Raw genomic sequence first — 26,219 nt, 5'->3', positions numbered from 1 at the left:
CTGGGTCAACTCATTGTGCAGATTAACCCAGATTCCTCCTGCGTCAATGACAATTGGCTTGCTCCTCAGCCTCAGCTGCTACGTAACAATTGCGCAATTGAGGAAGCCGTTTTCACGCTTGCAAAGGCACTGTCTGGCTTTCCAGCAAATACTGTTGGGCTACTTGTTGAAAGGCCTCTACCTGCTCTTGCTGCCAGGCGGCGTCATGGCCAAGCTCATGCGCCAGCAAGGCCGCCACTTCCGGGGCTACTCTGATGGCAGCGCGGGCATCAAGAAACAGCACCCGCACCCGCCGGGCCAGCACATCTTCCACGGTGCGGGCCATTTCGTAGCGAGCCGCCCATACCACTTCCACCTTCAGAAATTCCAGGGTGTTGTTTAGCTTTTCGCCCAGCGCAGGGTACTCGGTAATAAGCTGCTGCAAGGCGGGTTGGTCGGTGCCATACACGTAGAGGTGGTTGCTCCGGTCGGGGGTGGCTTGGGCGCCGTGGATAGGCAAGCGGGCAGTGTGGCTTTCGGCCGCAGGCAGCTTGCCAAGCGCAATGGCCTTGTCTACGGTGTCTTGGCCCATGCGGCGGTAGGTGGTCCATTTGCCGCCGGTAATAGTAATCAAGCCGGACTGGGATACCAGAATCTTGTGGCTGCGCGAAATTTCCTGCGTCTTTTCCCCGCCGCCTTCCGTAGCGGCCAGAGGCCGGAGCCCCGCAAATACACTTAGCGCATCGTGGCGCTTGGGCGCCCGGGCTAAGTAGCGGCCCGCAGTACGCAGAATAAACTCGATTTCCTCTTCCAACGCCTGCGGCTCCTGGCTGTACTCGGTGAGGGGCGTGTCGGTCGTGCCTACTACCACGCGGTTGTGCCATGGCACGGCGAAAAGCACGCGGCCATCGTCGGTTTTCGGAATCATCAGGGCATCTTCGCCAGGCAGGAACGACTTGTCAAGCACGATGTGGACGCCTTGGCTGGGGCGAACCAACTTCTTGCCGCCGGGCTTGTCCAGTTGCAGAATATCGTCCACGAAGATGCCAGTAGCATTCACTACGGCGCTGGCACGCACTTCATAGGTGGCTCCCGTTTCTTGGTCGGCGGCTACTACGCCGGTTGTCTGGCCGGTGGCATCTTTGAGCAGGCCGCGGACCTCGCAATGGTTGAGCAGCGTCCCGCCTTGCTCGATGGCCGTTTGCGCCAAGTTGACGGCCAAGCGGGAATCGTCGAACTGCCCGTCATGATACAGCACGCCCCCTTTCAGCCCTCCGGGGTTGAGGTTGGGCAGGCGCCGCAACGTTTCTTCTTTGCTGAGGTGCACCGATGCGCCCAAACTAAGCTTGCCCGCCAGCAGGTCATACATTTTCAAGCCAATGGTATAAAATGGGCCGCCCCACCATTCGTAGTTCGGAATAATGAAATCCTGGTTTTTGACCAGATGCGGCGCATTTTTCAACAGCAACCCACGCTCGTACAACGCTTCGCGCACCAGTGCCACGTCGCCTTGGGCTAGGTACCTCACCCCGCCGTGCACCAGCTTGGTGCTGCGGCTGCTCGTGCCCTTGGCGTAATCCACTTGTTCGAGCAGTAACGTTTTGTAGCCCCGGCTGATGCCGTCCAGCGCTACCCCCAACCCGGTTGCGCCGCCCCCAATCACTAGCAGGTCCCACACAGGCTGTTCTTTCACCTGTTGCAGGAGCACTTCGCGGCGAATTGGTGCGGCGTGGAGGCGGGTATGTATCACGTTTTCTTGCATGGAGCTGACGTATGGCCGAGGAAGGCTCTGGCATTTGCCTTCTTGTTCCTGACTAACGCATTTTCACCTAAGATGCTGCAAGCATGCCAGGCGAAACGCACTAGCTAAACAACAATAAAAGCAGAAAGGCTTATCAATGAGAGGAATGCCTCACCGATAAGCCTTTCTAAAATACCCACTATGCGTGCAAGCCTTGCGCCCTTTGGCTAAATGCGCAGCAACCAAAGTGGCGGGCTGGGCTCTGCTACTTAGCCACTATTTTCTCTTCCACTTTCTGCGTGACCAAGTCAACATCGGTGATTTTGGCGGGGAACCACACGGTCATTTCGCCTTTGCCCCGGTTGGCCCAAGCATAGTATGGAATGGCCGTCAGGATTTGCTGCACCGTGCTGATGGAATTGTTGGCGGCGTCCACTTTCACCACGGGCACGGTAGCCGTTAGCTCGGTAATGCCGTTGAGCACGTCGGGTTTGAAGGCGGCGGTGAAAGTAGTAGCGGCCGGCACGATGATGTTGCTGGTTTTGCCGCCGTTGTCTTTCCACTCGGCACAGTACACAATGGGGCCACGTTGCAGGGCCACCTTGCCGGCGTCATCGCGCACGTTGGGGTTGGCCACTACTTTGCGCACTTCCATCGGCAGCGCCACTTCTACCACGTCGTTTTTGCGCCACTTGCGGGCTAGTACGGCATAGCCGTTGCGCACGGTGTAGGTCAGGGGTTTGCCATTCACTTTAATGCTTACCTGCTGGGTGATTGGCGAGGCGAAGCTGTACAAATCTGAAGGAATAGCCTCGTTGCGCGACCAGCCGGGGATACGCACCAACAGGTTGAACTCGGCGGTGGAAGTAGGCGCCACCGTGAATTTCAGGTCGCCGTTCCAGGGGTAGTTGTTCTGCTGCGTGAGGCGCACCGGCTGCTTTTTCACACTTAAATCGGTGCTGCCATTGATGAACAGATTAACGTACACATCGTTGTCTTTCTGCGCATACACGTAGCCCGGCAACGACGGGAACAGCCGCGCCAGGTTGGTAGGGCAACATGAGCACTCAAACCAGCCCGCCCGCGCCGGCTCGCTCTCCTTGAACACCGCACTGTTCTTGATTTGCATGGCGTTGGAGTAAAAGAACGACTTGCCATCGAGGCCCACGCCCGAAATCAGGCCGTTGTAGAGCACCTTCTCCATCACATCAATGTACTTCGAGTCGCCGTGGAGCTGAAACATGCGCTGGTTCCAGTACACGTTGGCTACCGAGGCGCAGGTTTCGTTGTAGGCGGTGGTGTTGGGAAGTTCGTAGTTGCCACCAAACCGTTCCCCGCCGGGCACCGCGCCCGTGCCGCCCGTCACGTAGAGCTTCTTGCTCACCATGTTGTTCCAGATGCTATCCACGGAAGCTAACATCTTTTTGTCGCCGGTGAGAGCCGCTACGTCGGCCATGGCTGAATACAGGTATTCGGCGCGCACGGCGTGCCCAATGGCTTCTCGTTGGTCGTACACCGGCTTATGGTCTTGCCAATACGAACCGTTTTTCCACACATCGGGGCTCTTAGGGTCGTAGCCTTGGTAGTGGCCGCGCTGCTCGATAAAGAACTTGGCTGTGCTCAGGTATTCTGGCTTGCCCGTCACGCGGTATAGCTTCACGAGGCCCATTTCCACAATCTCGTGGCCGGGGGCTACGGCGCGCTTGCCGGGCCCGAAAGTGGCGCACACCAAGTCGGCATTTTTGAGGGCGATGTCGAGCAAATTTTTCCGGCCGGTAGCCTCGTAGTGCGCCACCGCCGACTCGTAGAGGTGACCGGAGTTGTAGAGTTCGTGGCTTAACTCCCGCTCTTTTTCCCAGCGCTCCTTACCGGCCCAGGCGTGCGGATGCGCCGGGTCGATGGTGCGGGCTGTGTAGAGGTAGCCGTCGGGTTCCTGCGCCTTGCCTACCTTGGCAATCAGCTCGTCCACGTAGCTTTCCAACTTCTTATCCGGGTACAAGCTCAGCGAGTACGAGGCTCCCTCGATGGTTTTATAGATGTCGGTATCATCGAAGGGAAAGGTGGTGGCAAACTTGCCGGATTTCGCCGCGGCCATCTCGAAGTTCTTCACCCGGTTGGTGGCTTCGCAGCGCTCAAACGAGGCCGGGATGGTTACTTCCGTGTTGGTCTTCAGGCGAGGCAGCCAGAAGTTGTCGGCCAGCTTCACCTTGGTGAAAGCCACGGCCTGAATCGGATAATCGGTGCGCTGTTGGGCAGTAGCGGTAGCCGCTACACCAAGCGCCAGCGCCGTAAGAAGTAACTTCGACATAGGGATGGGCAATGAATGATGCACGAGCCTAGGCTTGTGCAGTGGGCTGTTTTGCTGGTGGGTCCGGCGAAGTGCGGAGCAGTTCAGGCAGAGGTACGCAGGGTTCTGTTAAGTTCCTGAGTTACCTGACGGGGCGCATTCTCTCTATTTCTTGGCCGAAATCCGGTATAAACCCGCTCCGTGCCGCCGAATGAAGGGCGCAAACTCCCCGGTGAAGTCTCCTACCGTTTTGCCGGTCCATAGATTGCGCACGGTGCACGCCGACGAGAAGCCAAGCTGCTGCAACGGCACCACCACCCGTGCCGAATCTGTGGGTGCGGGCGTGTACGGACTCTTGGTGAAAATCAGGCAGTTGATGGTGCCGCCGGTGTTTTGGCTGACGGCCGCTTTGTCGAGGCCGGCCGTGGTTTTTAGCCGGGTGTAACCAGCCGGCAGGTCGTACTCGATAATAGAGTTGGAGTGCGTGCCAATGCCGTCCGGATAGGTTTTGCCATCTACAATCAGCTCTCCGCCAGACACGCTTTTATTGACCGTCGATTTGCCCCAGCCCGCCGTGGCTTGCTTCCAGGGGAGCGTGGTCAAGGATACGGTTTTGCTGCCGTTGGAGAGCGTCGGCGTCAGCCAGTTGGCATGGTCCCAACCGGTGTCGTCGCCGCCGTTGCGCACGTTCAGGTAGAGCTTGGTGGCGCCGGTAATGTCGATGTCGGCCGTTTTGCTTTGGTTGGGTGTTTGGCGGGTAATCAGCCCACTCGACCACGCAGCGGCAGTTTCGGGCAGCAAGTCCTGGTCTTGGGCATTGAACACGGCCAGATACTTGTCACCGGTTTTGGGGTCGTCGGCTGTCCAGGCCACTAGGTCGTTTTTGCGGAACAGCTGGCGGTTGTTGCGGCTGTTGCTGTGCATGGCCAGCACCTCTTTGTTGGTGAGCAATGAAAGGGTGAAAGCGTCATTACTCGGCAAGTCGCCGCCAAACATCAGCGGTGAGCGGAATATCGACCACAACGACATCAGCGTGTATTGCTCGTCGTGGGTAAAGCGCGTCATCCGGTCGTCGCCGCGCTCGGCCCGGATGCCCAAGCGGCCCAGCGGTAGCATATCGGCATCGGGCCAAGCCCCCGTCATGGTATACGGCGCCCACCGCTCGCAGACCTCGAAGTGTTCTTTGAGCTGCTCCCAGCTGTCCCAGAAGTCGCCGACGGTGCGCCACATATTGGCGTTGGCTTGTACGTGCTTGGCGTTGGCAATCGGCGTTTCGCCCGGCGACGTGCTGAGTACGATCTTGCGGCCCGTTAGGTCAATGGCCTTCCGAATCATCTCCACTTCCGGCGCATGATACGGCGACGACAAGTCATCGACTTTCACGAAATCTACACCCCACGATGCGTACAGCTTAAAAATAGAGTTGTAGTACTCCTGCGCGCCAGCCTTTCCGGCCACCACCGTGTACATGTCGCGCAGCCAGGTCCCCTGCCCTTCCTTGGTGTAGATGTCGGCGGCCGTGGCCTTACTGTCCAGAATCGGCAGCTTGCGGTTCACGGCCACCACCGGCACGCCGCGCATGATGTGAATGCCAAACTTCAGGCCCTTGGCGTGCATGTAGTCGGCCAGCGGCTTGAAGCCCTTGCCGCCCGCCGCCGACGGGAACCGATTCGGGGCCGGGATGAAGCGCCCGTACTGGTCGATGTTGAAGTCCGGGTCCTTTTCGTTGTAGCCGTGCGCCGTATCGTTGCCCACGTACCACCGGATATCCACCACCACATAGTCCCAGCCGCTGCTTTTCAGGTTCTGCGCCATGTAGTCGGCGTTGGCTTTCACCTCGGCTTCTACCACGGTAGGGCCGTAGCAGTCCCAGCTGTTCCAGCCCATCGGCGGCGTAGCGGCCCACTGGTGGAAGTTAGTTTTGGCCGTGGCTTTGGTCTGGGCCACGGCAGGAGCAGCTAAACTGCCCAGCAGCGCAGCCGCCAGTACCGACTTATGCGAGAGTTTCATAGAGGGGAAATGGTAGATGCCTACATACCTAGGCAATGGAGAACAGGAGTTCGTCGGCTGCTACGCTTGTCACGGGCTCGGACATGGGCGGCACCCTTGGAATTAAACGAAAAAGCGGAGTGGCTTCTACAACCACTCCGCTTTTCTATGCGCTTCGATTAACGTTTGCCCGGAATCCGGAGCACCGTGAACGAGTTGGGAGCCAGCGTGTAGCTCACCGTCGAGGACGATACTTTAAACTGCTCTTCTTTCGGGGCGAGCTTGGTGGGCTCCTGCAAGCTGTTCACGGCCTGCAGGTCGTTGCTGGCAAGCACAATGGCTTTGCCCGACTTACCCATTTTCTTCGCACCGGCCAGGTTCAGCTTCACGGGGCGGGCTTCGTTGGAGTAGTTCACCAGTTTCACCACGATGTCGCCGGCCTTATCGTCGGCGACAGCGCTGGCGAAGAGGTTATCGGTGCCGTTTTTGGCGTTGTTTGGCATTTGCACGGGCAGCATAGTGGTGCCCGCGTTGGTGCTGTACATCTTCTGCACGTAGTAATTCGGCGTGCCGTAGGCCTTCAGGTTGTCGAACCAAATCATGTCGGGCGTCCACTGCCACGCATCTACGTGCGCAAACAGCGGGGCGTAGGAGGCCATGTTCACGATGTCGGCGTTGCGCTCCAGGCCCGTCATGAAGGCTGCTTCCGAAATAGCACAGTCCCAGCTGTTCTTGTTGTCGGGGCTACCAATGGCGACACTTTGCGCGGCGTACTCACCGGCGAAGATTTTCGGACCCGTGCGGGGGTAGTTGTCGTAGCGGCCAACGTTTTGGCGGAACCACTCGGGCTTGGCGTAGTAGTGCTCGTCCACAAACTCGGCTTTCAGCACCCCCAGGCGCTTGGAAGCCGCCTCAAACAGTGGTCCGTCGGGGCTTGGGCCCGCACTCGACACAATTTGCATGTTTGGGTACTTGGCTTTGATGGCTTTGGCAAACGGCTCGTAGCGCTCCAGGTACTGCGGCCCCCACTGCTCGTTGCCGATACCGATATACTTCAGGTTAAACGGCGCCGGATGGCCCATAGCGGCCCGCTTGGCACCCCACGGGCTGGACGTAGGTCCGTTGGCAAACTCGACTAGGTCCAGGGCATCCTGGATGAACGTATCCAGCGTTGGGTCTGTATGAGCGTCTGTATTGCCCGGATTCGGGCCCGAGGCGCTGATGGGAGCTAGCTCGGCGGAGTTGAACTGGCAGGCCATGCCTACGTTGAGGATAGGAAGCGGCTCAGCTCCAATGTCCTCGGAAAGCTGGAAGTACTCGAAGAAGCCCAAGCCGAATGACTGGTAGTAGTCGGGCGTGAACTTGTGCTTGAACTCGGTGTTCCAGCGGTTAATCAAAGGTTTGCGGGCAGCTACCTCGCCAATGGTCTCCTTCCACTGATACCGCTCGTCCAAGGTCCGGCCTTCCACAATGCAGCCACCGGGGAAGCGCAGGAAACCAGGCTTCATGTCCTTGAGGAGCTGCACTAAGTCGGGACGCAGGCCATTCTCGCGCTTCTCCCAGGTGTCTTTCGGAAACAACGATACCACATCCAGGTCGATGGTACCCGCACCTTCCATCGTTATTTTGAGGCGGGCTTTAGCTACCGTACCCGAGGACTTCAGCACAGCGGTGTACTTTTTCCACTCGTTCGTTAGGCCCGTAATTTTGGCTTCTGCCAGCACCTTTCCGGAGGCAGCAGCTTCCGGCCCGTTTCCGGTGCGGCCTGGTTCTTCGATGGTCACGTTCAGGCCGCTTACGCTGCCCGGCCCTTTCCGTAAGTACACCGAGAAGGTGTATTCTGCATCCTGCTTTACTCCCATGCCCCGGAAGCCTTCATTGAGGAAGCCGGCATTGGGGCTAGCCGTGGCGGCCGTCATCCGTAGGAAGTGGTTGTTGGTAGCGCTGATCGGCTGCTGGCTGGAAACCAGATAAGTCGACAAGGCCGCAGCGCCATTGATTGCGCGCCAGCCCACGAGGTTTTCGTCGGTTTCAAACGACTTGTTTTTCACCAGTTCCGGATACAATCCACCGTCGGCGGCAAAGTTGATATCCTCGAAAAACAAGCCATACATGGTTTTGGCGATGGGTGCGCCCGGCTTGTTTACTTGTACCGTGATGGTACCTGGCGCGGCAGCGCCCTGCGCTACGGCGTTGTGACCAGCCAAGGTGCTTAAAAGCACCATACTGGACACAATCGATTGTGAATTTAGAAAGCTGAATTTTGAAGCCATGTGTGGGACTTTGAGGGTGATTTGGTGAAAGGTACTATGTCTGTTCCGCCTGGGAATTTGCGGAACCACTACTCGTAAGTGCTAGGTCTGGTCGCCAGTCGTTAGCCGAGTAGTGGCCCCACGAAGCCCACTGGGCAGCTCGCAGGACCACTCGCTAGACCACTGATTTAGTTACCAGAATTTAGCATACAGCGCCGTAATCATCAACAGCGTAATAACAATCAGCGACATGGTTTGTGTGCTGACCTTGAATATACCCGGCGTGAGGCTGATAGCGCCCGGGTTGATGGCAGGACCAGCCAAGCTGATAACCACCATCAGGAGCACGGTGAATGCAAACGACAAGCCCATGCAAATCAGGAACGGAATTTCGTAGCCGCCATGCCCGTTCGGGAAAGCCGTGTAGAGGACAGTTTCGGTGCCGAGCACTCCCACAGCGTAGTTGTTGAAGAACACCGACAGCACAAAGCCCGCCAGAATGCCTACAATACCCGCCGTAGCCGTGGTGCGCTTCCAGAACATGCCCAACAGGAAAATAGCCAAGATACCGGGCGAAATGAAGCCCGTGTATTTCTGAATGAACTGGAATCCACCTTCGCCCCCAATGCCGAGCAAGTCTTCCCAGGTAAGGGCCACGCCCAAAACCACAGACGCCAGAATAGCCAAGCGGCCAACCCACACCTGCTTCTTTTCAGTGGCATTGGGGTTGAGGTAGCGCTTGTAGATGTCGAGGGTGAAGATGGTGGAAATCGAGTTGACTTTACCAGCCAGCGAGGCCACAATGGCTGCCGTCAGGGCCGCCATTGAGAGGCCTTTCAAGCCGTTCGGCAAAAAGGTCAGTACGGCCGAGTAGGCGTTGTCGGAGTTGAAAGCGCCCGTAGAGGACATTTCCTGCTGCAGCTCACCGTTCTTGTACAGCACGTACGCAGCAATACCGGGCAGCATCACAATCACCGGCATCATCAGTTTCAGCATACCCGCGAACAGGATACCGGTGCGGGCCGTGTGCAGGTCGGCACCAAGGGCACGCTGCGTAATGTACTGGTTGCAACCCCAGTAGTTCAGGTTTACAATCCACTGACCAGCAAAGTACATGGCAATGCCGGGCAGCGCTATGTATTTATTGATGTCTTCTTGCGGTGTGTTAGGTCCCGGTTTCGGGAAGATCATCTTGAAGTGGTCGTCGGCGTTAGTCATCAGGGCTTTGAAGCCCGAAATAGCACCGCCGCCGAGGCCAAACTTGGTGCTTACCACGTCCAGTGCAATATAGGTGGTCACCAGACCGCCCACCACGAGCACTACCACCTGAATTACGTCGGTGTAGCCTACCACTTTCATACCGCCCAGCGAGATGAGCAACGCAAACACAGCCAGCGCCACCATAATCAGGTGGAAGCTACCGCCCCCAATCAGGTTGCTGATAGCCAGGGCCCCGAGGTAGAGGATGGACGTCAGGTTAACCAGAATGTAGAGGAACAGCCAGAAGATACTCATAATCAGGCTCAGCGTAGTGTTGTAGCGCTGCTCCAGAAACTGCGGCATTGTGAAGATTTTCTCTTTCAAGTAAATCGGCATGAAGAACACCGCTACAATAATGAGCACAATGGCAGCTACCCACTCATAGGCCGCCACGGCCACGCCCACACTAAAGCCGGACCCCGACATGCCGATAAACTGCTCGGCCGAAATGTTGGAGGCAATCATGGAGGCTCCGATAGCCCACCAAGTCAAAGAGCCTTCCGCCAAGAAGTAGTCTTTGGTGCTCTGTTCGGCTTTTTGCTTGCTCTTGTAGACGTAATACCCGTAGCCGGAAACCCCGATCAGGTAGAACAGAAAGACAAGAATGTCAAGCGTGGTAAGATTGTTACTCATGAGTTAATTGAAGGGAACGTGGGAGGTTGGAGTTATTGAGAGCTTAATTTTAGTGAGAATTTCTAAGACAAAATGAATATCCTTCCCGTTAGGGACCCCAAGGGAAGGATATTCTTTTGAATTTTTCAGTCTTTACTCGGCTATAATTGCCCTCAATTAGCGGCCACCGAAGGCTACCTCGTTGTAGCGCAGTTCGTTCTTGAAAGTGCGCAACTTGGTGTCGTCGTCGATAAGAACGTACTCGATGCCAGCCATTTCTGCGAAGTCCTCCAAGTACTCGGCCGTCAGGTTCTGGCTGAAGCCAGTGTGGTGAGCACCGCCGGCCAAAATCCAGGCGGCGGCACCCGTTGCCAGGTCGGGCTTCACTTTCCAGAGTACGCGGGCTACCGGCAGGTTCGGCAAATCTTGCTCGGGTGCCACGGCTACCACTTCATTCACAATCATGCGGAACCGGTTGCCCATGTCCACGATGGTGGCGTTGAGGCCTTCGCCAGCCGGGCAGTTGAACACCAAGCGCACCGGATCGGCTTTGCCGCCAATGCCCAACGGATGGATTTCGGCGCGCACCTTGCCTTCTGCAATAGTGGGGCAGATTTCCAGCATGTGCGAACCCAGCACTTGGTTGTTGTTCGGCGCGAAATGATAGGTGTAGTCTTCCATAAACGAGTTGCCGCCGGGTAGCCCCGCTCCCATCACCTTCATGGCCCGCACCAGCGCCGACGTTTTCCAGTCGCCTTCGCCGCCGAAGCCGTAGCCCTCGGCCATTAGGCGCTGCGTGGCAATGCCGGGCAGCTGCGCCATGCCGTGCAAATCCTCGAACGTATCGGTGAAGCCTTTGGCTTTGGTGTCTTGCAAGAACTTGCGCATACCGGCCTCGATACGGGCCGCGTCGCGCAGTGACTCGCGCTGGCTGCCACCGTCCTTCAGCGTGTCGGCTAGTTCGTATTCTTGCTCGTAGATGGTTAGCAGCTCATCGATTTGGGCGTCGCTTACTTCGTTGATAACGGCCACCAAGTCGCCAATACCGTAGGTGTTCACGGAGTATCCAAACTTAATTTCAGCTTCCACTTTGTCGCCTTCGGTTACGGCTACGTAGCGCATGTTGTCGCCGAAGCGCACGAAGCGGGCACCCTGCCAGTCGGCCCAGGCCGAGGCCACGCGCGACCATACATTCAGGCTCTGGTGCACGGCGCTGTCCTGCCAGTGGCCCACAATCACTTTGCGCTTGATACCCATGCGGGCGCCGATGAAGCCAAACTCCCGGTCGCCGTGCGCCGATTGGTTGGTGTTCATGAAGTCCATGTTGATATCCGCCCACGGAATGTCGCGGTTGAATTGGGTGTGCAAGTGCGCCAGCGGCTTTTGCAGAATCTTCAGGCCGTTGATCCACATTTTGGCGGGCGAGAAGGTGTGCATCCAGGCAATCAGACCCACGCAGTTTTCGGTGGTGTTTGCTTCCTGCACCAGCTTGTAAATCTCCTCCGGGCCAGTTAGCACGGGCTTGTATACAATCTTGATGGGCAGTTTGGTACCTAGTTCAGCAGCAATTTCCTGCGAGTGGGCAGCAACCTGTTCCAGGGTTTCGGGACCGTAGAGGTGCTGGCTGCCCGTGATAAACCAGGCTTCGTATTGCGAAATGTCGATCATGCTTGTGGCGCCAAGTGCAGTTGACGGATTAGAATGGAACACCAACGGGTAGCTGGTGCAGGGTTTGGAAGGTAGAATTAAGGTGAGACAGGCTGCGGCATGCACCGCTGCCAGGAGGCGGTGCTACTGACCGTAATAAGAGTTTGCTCCGTGCTTGCGCTCGTAGTGCTTGCGAATGAGGGCGTCTTTCAAGCGGGGTACTTCGGGGCGCAACGTGCAGCTCAGATACGCCAAACGGGCAATTTCTTCGAGCACGGCGCTGTTGTAAACCGCTTTTTCCACAGTGCTGCCCCAGGTGAAGGGCGCGTGGTTGCCAACCAAAATCATTTCCACTTCGGTGGGCGAAATGCCGCGCCGCTCGAATTCCTGAATGATTTGCCAGCCGGTTTGGTGCTCGTAGTCGCCCTGAATCAGTTCGTCGGCCATGGGCGGCGCGCACGGCACGTCGGTGGTGAGGTGGTCGGCGTGGGTGGTGCCGAGGATCGGAATATCGGTTTGGGTTTGGGCCCAAGCGGTGGCGTAGGTGGAATGCGTATGCACAATGCCGCCAATGCTTTCCCATTGCTTGAAGAGCAGCGCGTGCGTCTTGGTATCCGACGACGGGCGCTTCTCCCCTTCCACAATGTTGTTGTCGTAATCCACAATGACAATGTCCTCGGGCTTCAGCTTCTCGTAGGGTACGCCGCTCGGCTTGATAGCGAAAACGCCCTTGTCGCGGTCCACCACGCTGGCATTGCCGAAGGTAAACAGCACCAGCCCGAGCTTAGGCAACTGCATGTTGGCTTCGTAGCAATATTGCTTCAGGTCCTTATACTGGCTGCTCATGCGTGGTCAACTAAAGTGGTTTCAGAAGTGGTTTCGCCTTCCTTGAGCGTGACGGTTTCCACGAATTTGCCGAAGGCCTGGTACTGTTCGTAGCGCGCCTGATAGTCGGCCACGCGAGCCGGATTGGGCTCATAGGTTTCCGCGAAACCGCTGCCCATGGCGCGTTGCGCCGCTAGCACATCCTCATGGATACCGGCCGCTACTGCGGCGTAGATGGCTGCGCCCAAGGCGGGAGCCTGCTCGGAAACGGCAATCTTGATCGGGCGATTCAGCACGTCGGCCAAGGTCTGCATCACGAACTGCGACTTTTTCGCCACGCCGCCAATGCCAATTACTTGCTTTACCGGAATGCCTTCCTGCTCGAAACGCTCCACGATTTGCTTGGAACCGTAGCAGATGGCTTCTACCAGCGCCCGGAAGATTTGCGGCGCGTTGGTCCCCATCGTGAGGTTCATCATAGCACCTTTCAGCCCTTGGTTGGCATCGGGCGTGCGGCGGCCGTTCACCCAATCCAGAGCCAGCACTGCCGACTCTTCGGGGTCTACCGCGGCGGCTGCTTTGCTTAGCTCTACCAACAGTATGTCGCTCATCTCGTCGCGCAGGGCGGCTTGCTGCTCGGCATTCAGCACTTTGGAGTGAGGCAGCACGTTGTGCAATGGCCACTCCACAATCTGCCGGAACCACGCCAGCAAGTCCCCGAAAGCTGACTGACCCGCTTCCAGGCCGAGCATACCCGGAATCACGGAGCCATCCACTTGGCCGCAAATACCGGCCACGAGGTGGCTGCCTACTTCGGCCGTGGGTGCTACCACAATATCACAGGTGGAAGTACCCATTACTTTCACCATCGAGTACGCTTCAATCTCGCCGGCAACGGCACCAGCGTGCGCATCGAAACTACCCACGGCTACTACCGTGTCGGTGGTCAAGCCGAGGCGCTCGGCCCATTCGGCGGAGAGGTTGCCGGCCACTTGGTCGGCGGTAAAGGTTTCTTCGAACAAACGGCTCCGCAGGCCGGCCAGCTTGGGCTCGAGGTGCGTTAGGAACTCCTCGGAAGGCAATCCGCCCCAGCTTTCGTGCCACATGGCTTTGTGGCCGGCCGCGCAACGGCTGTGCTTGAAGGTGGCCAAGTCGCCGCCGGTGAGCAGCAAGGTCAGCCAGTCGCAGTGCTCTAGCCAAGAGTGCGCGGCTTTCAGTACAGCCTCGTCTTCGCGCACCACGTGCATAATCTTCGCCCAGAACCACTCCGATGAGTAGATACCGCCTTCAAACTTGGTGAAATCTTCGCCGCCCCACGTACGCGCCTTCAGGTTGATTTCGGCGGCTTCTTCGAGGGCCGTGTGGTCTTTCCACAACACGAACATGGCGTTCGGGTTGTTTTCAAAACCGGGCGTAAGAGCCAGCGAAACCCCTTTCTCGTTGACGGGGCCGGGCGTTGAGCCGGTGGTGTCCACGGCAATACCGACCACTTGCACAGCGGGCACGTGCGCCACTACCTTCCGGACGGTGGCTTCCAGGCCTTCGATATGGTCGAGAGGGTGTTGGCGAAATTGGTTGCGGGCGGGGTTGCAGAATTCCAGCTTTTTCCAGCGCGCGTAGTAGTGCACGGCCTGCGCTACTTCGGCTCCGGTGCGGGCATCTACCAGCAAGGCGCGCACCGAATCGGTGCCATAATCGACCCCGATGACGTAAGCCGCCTGCGGATCGGATGTTGCTGTTTGAGGAGTTTGCACGAGTGAGGAAATTGGGAGATTAAGAAATGTGAGGTGCTAGCAGAACATCAAGCTTCGCTTGCTGAAGCACTGTGCGTGTTTGGATGGAGTTGCCATCCTAGTATTGGCACGCACCATGCTTCAGCAAGCAGCCTAACTATAAAGTACCGGCTCCCTACTTGCGGACGCCGAACTTGTAGATCGTGGTTGATTTGAGGGTGTCGCCGGGCTTGAGGATAGTGCTCGGGAACTTGGGCTGGTTCGGCGAATCGGGGAAGTGTTGCGTTTCCAGGCAGAAGCCAGAGTTTTTGCCGTACACCGTGCCGCCTTTGCCTTTCAGGGTACCATCGAGGAAGTTGCCGGTGTAGAACTGAATACCGGGCTCGGTGGTGGTTACTTCCATGGTGCGGCCCGAGGCAGCATCATAAACCGTAGCGGCGGCGTGCATGCCGCTCGGGTTGTTTAGCACCCAGTTGTGGTCGTAGCCACCGGGCACCTGCCCGATCCGCTCGCCAATGGTGTGCGGGGCCGTGAAGTCGAAAGGCGTGCCTTTCACGGGCTTCAGCTCGCCGGTCGGAATCAGGGTAGCGTCCACTACGGTGTAGCGGTCAGCCGGCAGGGTTACTTCGTGGCCCAGAATATCTTTGCCTACGCCGTGGTTGAGGTTGAAGTAGGCGTGGTTGGTCAGGTTGACGGGCGTGGCCTTGTCGGTGGTTGCCGTGTAGTCGAGGCGCAGGGCGTCGTCGTTGGTGAGGGTGTAAACCACCGTTACGGCCAAGTTACCGGGGTAACCTTCTTCGCCGTCTTTGCTGTTATAGGTCAGCGTTAGTGTCTGGCCGTCGGCTGAGGTGCCGGGCTTGGCCTCCCACATCACCTTATCAAATCCTACTTTGCCGCCGTGCAGCGTGTTTGGTCCGTTGTTTTGAGCAAGCGTATACTCCTTGCCATCCAGCGTGAACTTGCCGCCTTTAATGCGGTTGCCGTAGCGCCCAATCAACGCCCCAAAGTACGGACCCGACTTCAAAAACTCCGGGCTCTGGTAGCCGCTCACATCGTCGAAGCCGAGAATAACATCGCCCATCTTGCCGGCCTTGTCAGGCACCATCAGGCTGGTGAGCGTGCCACCGAAGTTGGTGATGGTAGCTTTCACGCCGTGAGCGTTGGTGAGCGTGTAGAGCTGCGCTTCAGCGCCAGCGTTGGTTTTGCCAAAAGCAGTGGCAGTGGGCATAGCGGCAGTGGTTTGGGTGGAATCGGTAGCGGCTGTGGCTGCATTGCTACCTTCAGTTTGAGAGGCGGGCTGCTGGTTGCAAGCGGCTAGCGCTATACCAGCCGCGATACTGCCGGCAAGCATACCGACACGGTTGAAGTTTGTCATGAACAGATGGATGGAAAGCGGGAGTTTGAAAAGGAAGAAGTAAAGGAACTTGAAGTGGATTGAATCTGGATTGCCAATAGCTATTCGCAGATAGCCGCCAAATTAAGCGCCTTTTCTAGAGCATAGACGCATTATGCAATTATGTATCAAATAAATTAAATGGGCTAAGTGCTGCTACTTCATCAATTCGGTATGTAAAGTAGAAATTCTTCCTTCATCACACAATCGTTTGTGTTATTTAATACCTATAGTAGAGCTTCCATCCGCCTCTTTTTTGTAGTTACCGTCGGGAGAGTGACACTGGCTGATTCGTGCCAATCAGCACTTTACAAAACAACGTACCGAATTAGCAGCAAGTGAGGCGCTGTATAATTTTGTTGGTAAAATAATGTGCTCTTCTTCTTACAGAACACTCATTCTGTGTGTGGATGACGCTCCTCCACTCCTGACCTGCACCTGGTACATACCTGGTTTTAATCCTGCTTTTACCGCAAGCTTGTTTCGCTGCGAACGAAAGGATTCTTGATACACCACTTGCCCTTGCAGGTCGAAAACAACCACCGTTGCGGCCTCCGTAGCTCGTTGAGTACCCAGTTCCACCGTAAAATTTCCTTGCACGGCCGGCACTGGATAAACGGTGACATCGGATAGCTTCTGACTGCGAGCAGTGGCGAGCGTTCCTACCGGAGTAATAGTCCAGCGTTGGCAAGAGCAGCCATTGTAGTCAAATAACCCTAACTGGGTACCGGGCACCATAGAAGCAAAAGGCACTTCCGCCACCCGGTTGCCATTCGCGGAAGCAAAGACCAACGTACCGTCACTGGCCCGGTCGAGCCGAAACAGCTGACACGTTGCGCCAGTATTCGCACCTACTTGCAGAGCGGCATTGTTGGCTGCTGAGCAACTAGCAGTTCCTACTGTTAGACCGCTTTGCACATTGGTAATCGTGTACTCCCCGTTGCCAGCTGCTACAAAATCCCACTGCTGGCAGGCCTGGCCCGTTCGGTTGCCTTGCGAAACTGCTTGTCCTGCAGCACCAGCACAACCGGCCTGCCACAACTGGCCGCTATTCTGCCCGGTAATTTCATAGCGGCCTGGGGCGACCCAGTCGCGGCTAACTACTGGCCAGTCGGTGGCATCCCAGGTGAGTTTGGCAATACCTAGCTTCGGTGTACCATTGTCGTTTGAGTCGTAATAGTGATACGAAAACATGCTGACGCCATTCTCTTCGAAAATCCCGGCGTGTCCTGGTCCTACGTAGCGTCCCGACCGGTTCATTAATACTGTTCCACCATTGCTGTTGAGGTCCACTCCGTTTTTATCCAGAAATGGGCCTGTTGGAGAAGTAGAACGCCCAACCTGAATGTAATAGGTGCTGTTAGAACCTTGGCAGCAACTACCCCGGTTGATAAATAAGTAATAATAGTTGCCGCGCTGCTTTACATATGCGGCTTCTACGTCTCCGTTAGCCACTGCAAACTGCTGCGTGCCGCTCCCGTTTATTGGCTTACCGGTCGTCGGGTTCAGTTGCAACACCCGAATGCCACCGAAAAATGAGCCGTATATAAACCACAGGTTATTACTGGCGTCACGGTACACGGCTGGGTCAATGGCATTGGCTGCGCTGTTGTTGTTCGAGGAAATGACCTCACCCTCATCTACCCAGTTGTAGTTGGGGCTGTCAGGGTCCAGCGTGACGTTGGTAGCCAAGCCAATTCCTGAAACTCTAGAGCCGAATGTAGAACAGGAGTAGTAGAGATAGTACTTCCCGTTCATGAAGATGCACTCGGGCGCCCAGTAGTCGTTCTGGAAAGTAGGAACCCGGGTGGTAATCCAACTAGGACGGGTGGCTGGCGTGAAAACAGGCCGAGAGCTGAACGCCCAAGTAATTAGGTCGGTGGAGTATTTGCTAGGAATACCTTGACCGGTGGTGAACACCCAGTACTTGTTACCTTCCTTGATGATGTTGGCCGGATCATGCGCCCGTTGGTCTCCCTGCTGGGCTATCACGTTGGCGCTTGGCCAACCTATGAGCAGCAACAGCATGATGTAGCTGAATGGCCAGCGCAAATGCGCAGGCTGCGTGACTTTATTGACCCAATTCGTAAGTGTTACTATCATGACGCATACAGTTTGAGGGTGGGATGTTGGGTTGAGCAAGCAAATACTATAGCACGCCTGTGCTTGTAAGCGACAGATGATTAAGCAATTACACTGTCCGCAACCGGACTCTGGATAATAAACACAGTCGGTTGTTTACAAAAACAGCCGTTCCAGATTTTGACCCGGAACGGCTGTTTACAGGCAACTAAGCAAGTGTAGTATTAGTAGCCAGGGTTTTGCTGAAGATTTGGATCGATACCGAGGTCACGACGCGGAATAGGCAGCAGTTTCGAGGTGTTTAGGCGGAAATTGGTGAAGTCGGGGTCACGAGACTTCAACTCATCAATACCAGCTTGGTTGTCCATTAGGCCCCAGCGTAAAATATCGAACCAGCGTGTTCCTTCGCCTGCCAATTCTCTAGCACGCTCAACACGTATGAACTGACGCATTCCTTCCCGCGACAATGCACCCACCGGGCTCAAATCCACCCGGGCACGCACTTGATTCACGAAAGGTGCGGCCGCCCCTACTTGCCCTAGTTCGGTGAGAGCCTCGGCTTGCATAAGCAGAATATCAGCGTAGCGAATAACGCGAAAGTTGTAGCCCGATGAGAAATTCTCAAGTGGCTTATCAGGATTGGCAGGATCATAAGATATCTCACGGTCGCTGAGATACTTGCGCCAATACTGTTGATCTGGTCTCCAACCGAACTTGCGGATGTTCTGCGCTTCGGCAAAAGTCACACCGTAAAACCGGTCTGGATTGCCCACATGAATGATGTTCGCATCACGCCGAGGGTCGATTCTATGTTTATTAGTGCTACCAGGGACCAATGAAACCGTAGAATCGGTGTACGCATCAAGCAACCAGCGGCGGGGCTGCACGTCGGCAAACGTAGCACCGGGAGGACCGAAGAAATTAGGACGGTCGTGGCTTTCCGAAGAAGAGCCGTTGTCTTGGCCTTGTCCTACCTCTAGCACAGCGCCCGAAAACTGCACTTCAAATACTGATTCACGATTGTTCTCATTGGAACCCGTGAAGTTGTCGATGTAATTTGGGGCTAGACTATATTGGCCAGAGCTAATAAGCTGAGTGAACAAAGCCGATGCTTCCGCCCATTTACGCTGCTGCATATATACTTTAGCGAGTAGTGCCTGCGCTGAGCCTTTTGTTGCACGGCCTTTCTCAGAATCGCTATACGAAGCCGGGAGGTCGGGAATAGCAGCTTGCAAATCGGCAATAATCTGTACTTCCAACTCTGGCTGCTTAACCTGAGGCGCCCGTGCATTGACATCATTAGGCTCGTCTAGGATTAAAGGCACACTGCCAAAGAAATAGGCCAGATCGAAGTAGGACAGAGCCCGTACGAATCTAGCTTCGGCAACTAACTGCTTTTTTAGCGTCTCGTTCATGGTAATGCCGGGTACCCGGTTAATTACCTGATTGGTCCGATAGATAGTGCGGTAGTAGTCATTCCACGCAAAAGACGAGATAAAGAAATCCACGTCAGGCTGAATGAAGCGCGTGAAGTTTGCGAGTTCCACGAAAGGGCTCTGGCTGAAAGACTCATCGGAGCGATGGGCCATGAAGTGCCAGCTGCGGTAGTAGCAAGCGAACTGCTGCAAACCAGCGTAGCTAGCATACACCCCCTTAACAGCATCGCTTTCATTTTGCCAGAAATTTTCTTTGGTAGGAGCATTTGGATTGCTCTGGTCTAGCAAGTCCTTATCACAGGCTGTCGTGCTTAAGAGCAGACCACCCGCGAGCAGAAGAGTAGTTATTTTATTTACTTTCATCGAAGTAAGAGAAAAACGATTTGGTTGGGTCAGCGGGCAATTATCCACCGTCCCATCATGATTTAGAAGTTGACCTGTATACCTCCCGTGAAGCTGCGCACGTTCGGGTAAGAGCTGATGTCGACACCGCGGCTATAGAAACCGGCGCCCAAAATCTCAGGGTCAAAGCCAGTATAGTCTGTGATGGTGAATATGTTGCGGCCAGTCACGTACACGCGGACACTGCCCAAGCTTGGCACTTTGCTCGTTACTGATGTAGGGAGGGTGTAGCCAACCTGCACGTTCCGCAACCGGATGTATGATCCGTCTTCCAGCCAGCGCGTGGTGTTGAACAAGGAGTTAGATGCAGCAGCTAGGCCCAAGTTGCCAACACCACCACCCTGCAAGAGACGCGGCGTAGTGGTAGAAGGATTTTCGGGTGACCAAGGCGTCACGTCAGCATTGTAGTTGTTCGGACCAGAGTAGCTTTCCAGGTCGCGACGCGCTTGATTATAGATTTTGTTGCCGCTAGACGAGTTGAAGAATACCGACAGATCAAAGCCTTTATACGCTGCGTTCAGATTTAATCCCATCAGCAGGTTAGGAATGGATTGGCCTGAATAGACAGCGTCCCTGTTGTTGATCTGTCCATCATCATTGGTATCCCGGTAGCGTACGTCGCCTGCCGAAGCGTAAGGCTGAATAACCGTACCATTAGAACTCTGGTAGGTAGCTACCTCATCTGCTGATTGGAAAATGCCATCGAATGGAATCAGGTAGAATTCTCCGAGCGAGCGGCCCACCTGCGAACGAGTCAAGAGCTCGGTACCTTCTAGTACTTGGCCTACAACGGGCAATGCCGTAACCTGATTTTTAACGGTTGTAAGCGTGAAATCAGCGCCGTAGGTGAAGTCACCTTTGTTCTGATGATAGCCTAGAGCTAGCTCAAAGCCACGGTTCTCAATATCACCCGCATTCTGGAACAAGGTCTGGCCGAAGTGCCCTAGATAGGTCAACACTTGCACTGGCGCCAGTGCGTTGCGGGTTTTAGAAACGTAATAATCAGTCGAGAGTGTTATGCGGTCTTCCAGCAAGCCCAGATCCAGACCAAAGTTGGTGGTGTAGCGCTCTTCCCAGCGAATGTCGGGGCTAGGCAGCGCTAGCTGCGACGAACCGTTTACAATGTTCTGACCGGTGCCTATTACGTAGTTGACGTTTTGGCCCACAATGGCTTGCGTCAGATAACTACCACCGTAAGTACCTTCTACAGCATCGTTACCGTTGGCGCCGTAGCTGGCGCGTAATTTCAGGTTGTTGACTTGTGGTAAGGCACCCTTGAAGAAGTCTTCCTCACTAAGACGCCAGCCAATCGAAGCGGCCCCAAAGTTGCCCCAGCGGTTTGCCGCTGTGAAGCGAGAGGAACCGTCACGGCGACCACTAATAGAAAGCAGGTAGCGGTTCTTGAAGTCGTAGGTAGCCTGAGCGAAGAAAGAGCGTTTCGTGTATTCATAGGAGCTACCCTGCACAACCCCAACTTTGGGGGCTGCGCTCAGCTCAAAGAAGTATTGCCCCCCTGCTTGGGTATAGCCTTGTCCGCCTGCTTGCACACCATGTTGACGGAAGCTTTGCTCCGAGTAGCCGACCAGCGCGTTTACGCTGTGGTCGCCTAAACGCTTGTTGAAGTTCAAGGTGTTTTCGCCAAGCAAAAACAGGTCATAGCCCAAATACTCGTTGAGCGAAGCCGTTACGATAGGAGTATTCTGCCGCAGAACACCAGCCTGTTGTGCATCCGCATTGCTGTACGTATGCCCATCCATGGCCACATTCAGCCGGTAGGTAAGGAAGTCAAAAAACGAATACTCGGCGCTAACATTACCAGCCAATCGGTTGTCGGACTGCGTGCGGCGCAGCAATTGTTGCGCTCCTATTGGGTTTGTTGCGAAGGTATTTAGAATGGGCGAACCAGTACCGAAGCCACCCGAGTTAGCCGAGTTGTACACCGGAATGCTCGGCAGCATAGTCAGCACATCGATAAATGGGCTGCCATTAAGCAACGTTCTGTCTAGGTGCGTAATCTGAGCATTCTCCTGGAACTTGAACCGACCACGCGTTAGGCCCGAGTTAAGACGCAAGCTGTAACGCTTGAAATCCGGACCTTTTACAATGCCCTCCTGGTGGAAGTATTCGCCGGAAACCAAGAAGTTAGTAGCGCTCTTTTCCCCTGCTGTACCGCCCGAAAACGACAGGTTATAGTCTTCAAGCGTACCGGTTTGGAAAAACTCCTTCTGCCAATCGGTATCTACGTCAGGGTTGAATGCACCACCTGGACCTTTTACAGCACCAGTCAAGCTATTTTGCCCGTTATTCAATGGATCGAGTCCGGCGTTCCGGTAGGCAATAACAGCCCGATCAGCCCACTCGCTGGCGTTGGTTAAGTTGTACTGCTTTGATATTTGGTCAACACCCCGGTAAGCACTGAAACCGATAGCTGGTGCGCCAGCGCGGCCTTTTTTAGTGGTAATCTGAACTACCCCGTTAGCACCTCTAGAACCGTATACGGCCGTAGAGGAAGCATCCTTGAGCACGTTTAAGCTCTCGATATCATTGGGGTTCAGGTCGCGGATGTTGTCTGTCCACAGACCATCAATAACGTATAGCGGGCCACTACCAGCATTTCCCAGCGTACCAATGCCTCGGATGTTGACAACGGGCGCGTCTCCGGGTCCGCCCGAACCAGATATCTGCACTCCTGACACCCGTCCTTGCAACGCCTGAGTGGCAGTGGCTACTGGTGCTTTCGTCGCCTCTCTTACGTCGAGGCTGCTCACCGAACTGGTTACGTTCTGCCGATCTTCTGTTAGGTAGCCTACTACCACTACTTCGCTCAGCGCCTTAACATCTTCTGCTAGAGTAACTGCTAGGTTAGTGGAAGCAGTGGTTACAGGCACTTCTTTGGTGGTGTAACCGACAAAGCTGAAGGTTAGCACACTGCCTTCGGCGGCTGTAATGGTGAAACTACCATCTCCCCCGGTCGACGTGCCATTAGTAGTGCCCTTCACCAACACTGTTACGCCCGGCAGTGGGTCACCATTGGCGCCCGTCACTTTCCCAGAAATGGTGACATCGGCGGTTTTGGAAGGATTGGCAACAGAGTTGAGCGCTGAGGTTGCCGAAGTAGCTGCATGCGCCACGAGGGGCTGAAGCGGCAAGCAGCAGAGCAATGCTGGAATGGCAGCCCGGCTTACTTTGGGTACTGTCTTTTTCATGTAAGGGAATGTGGGAGTTAGTGGGTCTAACACAAACGATTGTGCGATAGTAGCAACGCAAACCTTTGTGATAGTAAAGTAAAAGTGTTTTTGTGAGAAGTCCACCTTGCGCAACTAATATTTCTAAGTAAAATCCTTCTACTAAGAAAACCAGAAGCGGAAAAGCACAATTATTGCCGTTGGGGTAGTAAGAATAACTAAATACGGACAAATTAGCAACAATCGTCCTGATCTAACCTCTACAATAATTTCAACAAATTGTCTTCTTCACCTAGTTACGCTGGTGCATTTGAACGTCAAATTCACCTTGTGACGACAAAGTGTAACGATTGTGTTGATGCATCATAAACACTGAATTTCAATAGCACTACCAAGCGTGTTCAACGTTATTTACACTGCGTGAAATAACCTGCTTGTTTGCTCCTCTCCACCCTCTTGCTTACTACATCTGTTCACAAAAACTTCCAGTTGTTGCTAGCTACTCTATGTGCTGTCTAAGCAGTTGCGTGAACTTGAGCTACCGAGGGTCCATTGCACTGCTTAATGCTTGCACGAACTCTACCTATGGCTATAGGCATCGAAGCCAGCTAGGAGCATCTTGGTGACAGTTTGCTGCAGGGTACCTGCTTAGCAACCCAAGCAGATAGTCTTTTGCGCACCCAACAGCATCCGCGTCGGGGTTGAATTCGCATGTAGATGGTTGCCTTGCTAAGGCTTTGCGTAGAACCCTCTCTATCAACAGGCAATCATCACATGAAGCCTAGCAGTAGCAGCACAAAATGGTTGGCTATTCCTGCACAGCATACTCTTTTTACAACCTCGTCTTTAGAGCCTGGGTATTTATTTCTTTTACTTTAGCCACTCTTTCTAGCACGGTCCTCCGTTCAATTTCATTTCCACCTGCTTTCCTTCCACTATGCTTCACCAATCAGTAGCGAAGTCTTTCCAAGACCGATTCAACCATACTCCCCTTCTGGTAAGGGCCCCGGGACGCGTCAATCTTATTGGCGAGCACACTGATTACAACGGAGGATTTGTGATGCCAGCGGCCATCGATAAAGAAATCTACTTTGCGGTGGGGTTGAATGGGACCACTACAGCGCGGCTGTACTCGTACGACTTGAATCAAAGTTATGAGACCGAGTTGGCTGAAGTCACTCGCGACAAAACCATGTGGGCCAACTACCTGAAAGGGGTGGTGGCGCAGTTTCAAAAGCGCGGCCTAACGGTACCAGGTTTCGACTGCGTATTTGGTGGCAATGTGCCTATCGGGGCCGGTTTGTCGTCGTCAGCGGCGGTAGAATGTGGGTTAGCTTTTGCGCTCGATCATTTGATGGGCACCAACCTTGACCGGATGGAGCTGGCGCACATGGCCCAAAAGGCGGAGCACGAGTTTGCAGGGGTGAAATCGGGGCTGATGGATCAGTTTGCTAGCTTGTTCGGCCAGCCTGGCCACGTGATGCTGCTCGACTGCCGCTCCCTGGAGTATGAGTATCTGCCCTTCGACACCTCGGCGTGCGGAATCGTGCTGTGCAATACAGGCGTGAAACATTCCCTGGCCAGCTCGGAATACAACGTACGCCGGCAGGAGTGCGAGCAAGGAGTGGCTATTCTGCAGAAATACCACCCAGAGGTTGCCTCTTTGCGCGACGCGACACTGCAACAATTGAACGCCCATCGGGAGGAGTTAGGCGACGTGGTGTACCGGCGCTGCCTGTACGTGGTGCAGGAAAACTTCCGCGTGGAGGCTGCTCGGCAACACCTCAACGACGGTGACTTAACTGCCTTCGGCCGGGAGATGTACGCCTCGCACGCAGGTCTGCGCGACGATTATGAAGTTAGTTGCCGGGAGTTGGATGTATTGGTCCAGATTGCCAAAGCGCAACCAGGCGTATATGGTTCGCGGATGATGGGCGGCGGATTTGGGGGCTGCACTATCAACTTGGTAGCAGTAGAGCACATCGAAAGCTTTGTGCAGCATGCCACCGAAGAATACCAGCGTTACCTGGGCGTTGCGCTCGAAACGTATCAAACCACCATCACGGGCGGTGTGGCAATTATGGAGCCCGAAGTGGTAAGCTGAGGTAAGCGTTGCCCGTTGTTAGAAAGCGGAGAGCTACACAGAGCTACACCACCCGACTATTAGCAGCCACCAACTCGTACTAGTAACTCATACCTGACAACTGCACATACACAACTGAAAACAATGGCTGAATTTGATAGCGCTGAACACCCTCACCGCCGCTACAACCCCCTTTCGGGCGAGTGGATCCTGGTGTCGCCACACCGCTCCAAGCGACCTTGGCAGGGCCAGCAAGAGAAAACGGCCGCCGAGCAGCGCCCCACCTACGACCCCACGTGCTACCTCTGCCCTGGCAATACCCGCGCTAATGGTGCGGTGAACCCCGCATATGAAGGCACCTTCGTGTTCGACAACGACTTTGCCGCGCTAGTGGCCGATGTGCCCGCGGGTAGCGTGAACATCGGCGGCTTGTTGCGGGCCGAATCCGAGTCGGGTGTAGGACGGGTGATTTGCTTTTCGCCCCGCCACGACTTGACCCTGCCTGAAATGGAAACCACGGACATCCGGCGAGTGGTAGACGTATGGGTGGAAGAGTACCGCACGCTAGGCGCCAACCCCGATATCAACTACGTTCAGATTTTCGAGAACAAAGGCCAGGCCATGGGGGCCAGCAATCCGCACCCCCACGGCCAGATCTGGGCCCAGCGCACCGTGCCCGTAGAACCCGCCAAGGAAACCGTTCAGCAAGCTGCCTACTTCGCCGAACACGGCCGTAGTCTGCTCACCGATTACGTGGCCATCGAGGTGAAAGAGCAAACCCGGGTGGTACTTGAAAACGAGTCGTTTGTGGTGGTGGTGCCGTACTGGGCCGTGTGGCCTTACGAGACGCTGGTAGTGCCACGGCGGCACGTGCAGGATATCACCCAGCTCACCGCCGCTGAAAAAGACGACTTTGCCGATATTCTGCGCCAGCTCACTATCCGCTACGACAACCTGTTTGAAATTTCCTTCCCGTATTCGGCGGGCCTGCACCAGCGCCCCACCGATGGGCAAGCGCATGAGAGCTGGCACTTTCACATGCACTTCTACCCTCCGCTGCTCCGTTCGGCGACGGTACGCAAGTTCATGGTTGGCTACGAGATGCTCGGCAACCCGCAGCGCGACGTAACGCCGGAATTTGCTGCCGAACGGCTGCGTAGCTTGTCCGGTGTGCACTACAAGCAAGCCACTCAGCAAGCGCCAGCAGGTGCCTAACAAGGTGTTCTGGTAGTATATCTGTTCTTCACAAAAAAGCCTTGCTGTACGTACAGCAAGGCTTTTTTGTGCGTTGAAAGCAGGTATTTTCCAGTACA

General features: G+C 55.3%; 14 protein-coding genes. 2 read left to right on the top strand and 12 right to left on the bottom strand.

Features of this window, described 5'->3' with window-relative positions:
* Positions 1 to 112: 112 nt before the first annotated feature.
* The 12 genes from MTX78_RS07405 to MTX78_RS07350 all read right to left on the bottom strand — a co-directional run bounded on the left by MTX78_RS07405 (position 113) and on the right by MTX78_RS07350 (position 22,844).
* A complete protein-coding gene (locus tag MTX78_RS07405; protein ID WP_243801312.1) occupies positions 113 to 1,729 on the bottom strand; it encodes a glycerol-3-phosphate dehydrogenase/oxidase in 1,617 nt (538 codons plus the stop codon).
* Between the two features lie 256 nt (positions 1,730 to 1,985).
* On the bottom strand, positions 1,986 to 4,028 hold the full coding sequence (locus MTX78_RS07400; protein WP_243801311.1) for a glycoside hydrolase family 127 protein: 2,043 nt from the start codon (positions 4,026 to 4,028) through the stop codon (positions 1,986 to 1,988).
* A gap of 144 nt (positions 4,029 to 4,172) precedes the next feature.
* Positions 4,173 to 6,017: an NPCBM/NEW2 domain-containing protein gene (locus MTX78_RS07395; RefSeq protein WP_243801309.1), complete on the bottom strand. Its 1,845-nt coding sequence runs from the start codon at positions 6,015 to 6,017 to the stop codon at positions 4,173 to 4,175.
* Positions 6,018 to 6,175: 158 nt separating this feature from the next.
* Positions 6,176 to 8,221 carry an alpha-L-arabinofuranosidase C-terminal domain-containing protein gene (locus MTX78_RS07390; RefSeq protein WP_243801307.1) on the bottom strand — a complete coding sequence of 682 codons (2,046 nt, stop codon included), beginning with the start codon at positions 8,219 to 8,221 and terminating at the stop codon, positions 6,176 to 6,178.
* Between the two features lie 219 nt (positions 8,222 to 8,440).
* Positions 8,441 to 10,141, bottom strand: a complete 1,701-nt coding sequence (locus tag MTX78_RS07385) for a sodium:solute symporter family transporter (protein WP_243801305.1) — start codon at positions 10,139 to 10,141, stop codon at positions 8,441 to 8,443.
* A gap of 156 nt (positions 10,142 to 10,297) precedes the next feature.
* On the bottom strand, positions 10,298 to 11,788 hold the full coding sequence (gene araA / locus MTX78_RS07380; protein WP_243801304.1) for an L-arabinose isomerase: 1,491 nt from the start codon (positions 11,786 to 11,788) through the stop codon (positions 10,298 to 10,300).
* Positions 11,789 to 11,911: 123 nt separating this feature from the next.
* Entirely contained in the window at positions 11,912 to 12,613 is a 702-nt protein-coding gene (locus MTX78_RS07375; RefSeq protein ID WP_243801302.1) for an L-ribulose-5-phosphate 4-epimerase, read from the bottom strand.
* The gene (locus MTX78_RS07370) at positions 12,610 to 14,346 is read right to left on the bottom strand and encodes a ribulokinase (RefSeq protein WP_243801300.1); all 1,737 of its coding nucleotides are present in this window, start codon (positions 14,344 to 14,346) and stop codon (positions 12,610 to 12,612) included. The genes MTX78_RS07375 and MTX78_RS07370 overlap by 4 nt, the downstream gene beginning before the upstream one ends.
* A gap of 154 nt (positions 14,347 to 14,500) precedes the next feature.
* Entirely contained in the window at positions 14,501 to 15,553 is a 1,053-nt protein-coding gene (locus MTX78_RS07365) for an aldose epimerase family protein (protein ID WP_243802834.1), read from the bottom strand.
* A 549-nt stretch (positions 15,554 to 16,102) separates the two neighbouring features.
* Positions 16,103 to 17,821 (bottom strand): family 43 glycosylhydrolase, encoded by a 1,719-nt coding sequence (locus MTX78_RS07360; RefSeq protein ID WP_243801299.1) that lies wholly within the window; start codon positions 17,819 to 17,821, stop codon positions 16,103 to 16,105.
* A 203-nt stretch (positions 17,822 to 18,024) separates the two neighbouring features.
* Positions 18,025 to 19,389 (bottom strand): RagB/SusD family nutrient uptake outer membrane protein, encoded by a 1,365-nt coding sequence (locus MTX78_RS07355; protein WP_243801297.1) that lies wholly within the window; start codon positions 19,387 to 19,389, stop codon positions 18,025 to 18,027.
* A 272-nt stretch (positions 19,390 to 19,661) separates the two neighbouring features.
* Positions 19,662 to 22,844 carry a SusC/RagA family TonB-linked outer membrane protein gene (locus tag MTX78_RS07350; RefSeq protein WP_243801295.1) on the bottom strand — a complete coding sequence of 1,061 codons (3,183 nt, stop codon included), beginning with the start codon at positions 22,842 to 22,844 and terminating at the stop codon, positions 19,662 to 19,664.
* Between the two features lie 916 nt (positions 22,845 to 23,760).
* Here MTX78_RS07350 and MTX78_RS07345 point away from each other — a divergent pair.
* The gene (locus MTX78_RS07345) at positions 23,761 to 24,927 is read left to right on the top strand and encodes a galactokinase (RefSeq protein WP_243801293.1); all 1,167 of its coding nucleotides are present in this window, start codon (positions 23,761 to 23,763) and stop codon (positions 24,925 to 24,927) included.
* Positions 24,928 to 25,050: 123 nt separating this feature from the next.
* A complete protein-coding gene (locus MTX78_RS07340) occupies positions 25,051 to 26,121 on the top strand; it encodes a UDP-glucose--hexose-1-phosphate uridylyltransferase (protein ID WP_243801291.1) in 1,071 nt (356 codons plus the stop codon).
* Positions 26,122 to 26,219 lie beyond the last annotated feature (98 nt).

This window comes from Hymenobacter tibetensis (genome assembly GCF_022827545.1).
Taxonomy (GTDB): Bacteria; Bacteroidota; Bacteroidia; order Cytophagales; family Hymenobacteraceae; genus Hymenobacter; species Hymenobacter tibetensis.
Note: the sequence above shows the minus strand (reverse complement) of the source record. Positions and strands in the feature narration are given on the sequence as shown.

Excerpts from the sequence above, each read along its gene's own strand:
- MTX78_RS07400 (WP_243801311.1), bottom strand. The coding sequence starts at position 4,028 with ATGTCGAAGTTACTTCTTACGGCGCTGGCGCTTGGTGTAGCGGCTACC.
- MTX78_RS07395 (WP_243801309.1), bottom strand. The coding sequence starts at position 6,017 with ATGAAACTCTCGCATAAGTCGGTACTGGCGGCTGCGCTGCTGGGCAGT.
- MTX78_RS07390 (WP_243801307.1), bottom strand. The coding sequence starts at position 8,221 with ATGGTGCTTTTAAGCACCTTGGCTGGTCACAACGCCGTAGCGCAGGGC.
- MTX78_RS07385 (WP_243801305.1), bottom strand. The coding sequence starts at position 10,141 with ATGAGTAACAATCTTACCACGCTTGACATTCTTGTCTTTCTGTTCTAC.
- araA (WP_243801304.1), bottom strand. The coding sequence starts at position 11,788 with ATGATCGACATTTCGCAATACGAAGCCTGGTTTATCACGGGCAGCCAG.
- MTX78_RS07375 (WP_243801302.1), bottom strand. The coding sequence starts at position 12,613 with ATGAGCAGCCAGTATAAGGACCTGAAGCAATATTGCTACGAAGCCAAC.
- MTX78_RS07365 (WP_243802834.1), bottom strand. The coding sequence starts at position 15,553 with ATGCCCACTGCCACTGCTTTTGGCAAAACCAACGCTGGCGCTGAAGCG.
- MTX78_RS07360 (WP_243801299.1), bottom strand. The coding sequence starts at position 17,821 with ATGATAGTAACACTTACGAATTGGGTCAATAAAGTCACGCAGCCTGCG.
- MTX78_RS07355 (WP_243801297.1), bottom strand. The coding sequence starts at position 19,389 with ATGGCCCATCGCTCCGATGAGTCTTTCAGCCAGAGCCCTTTCGTGGAA.
- MTX78_RS07350 (WP_243801295.1), bottom strand. The coding sequence starts at position 22,844 with ATGAAAAAGACAGTACCCAAAGTAAGCCGGGCTGCCATTCCAGCATTG.
- MTX78_RS07345 (WP_243801293.1), top strand. The coding sequence starts at position 23,761 with ATGCTTCACCAATCAGTAGCGAAGTCTTTCCAAGACCGATTCAACCAT.
- MTX78_RS07340 (WP_243801291.1), top strand. The coding sequence starts at position 25,051 with ATGGCTGAATTTGATAGCGCTGAACACCCTCACCGCCGCTACAACCCC.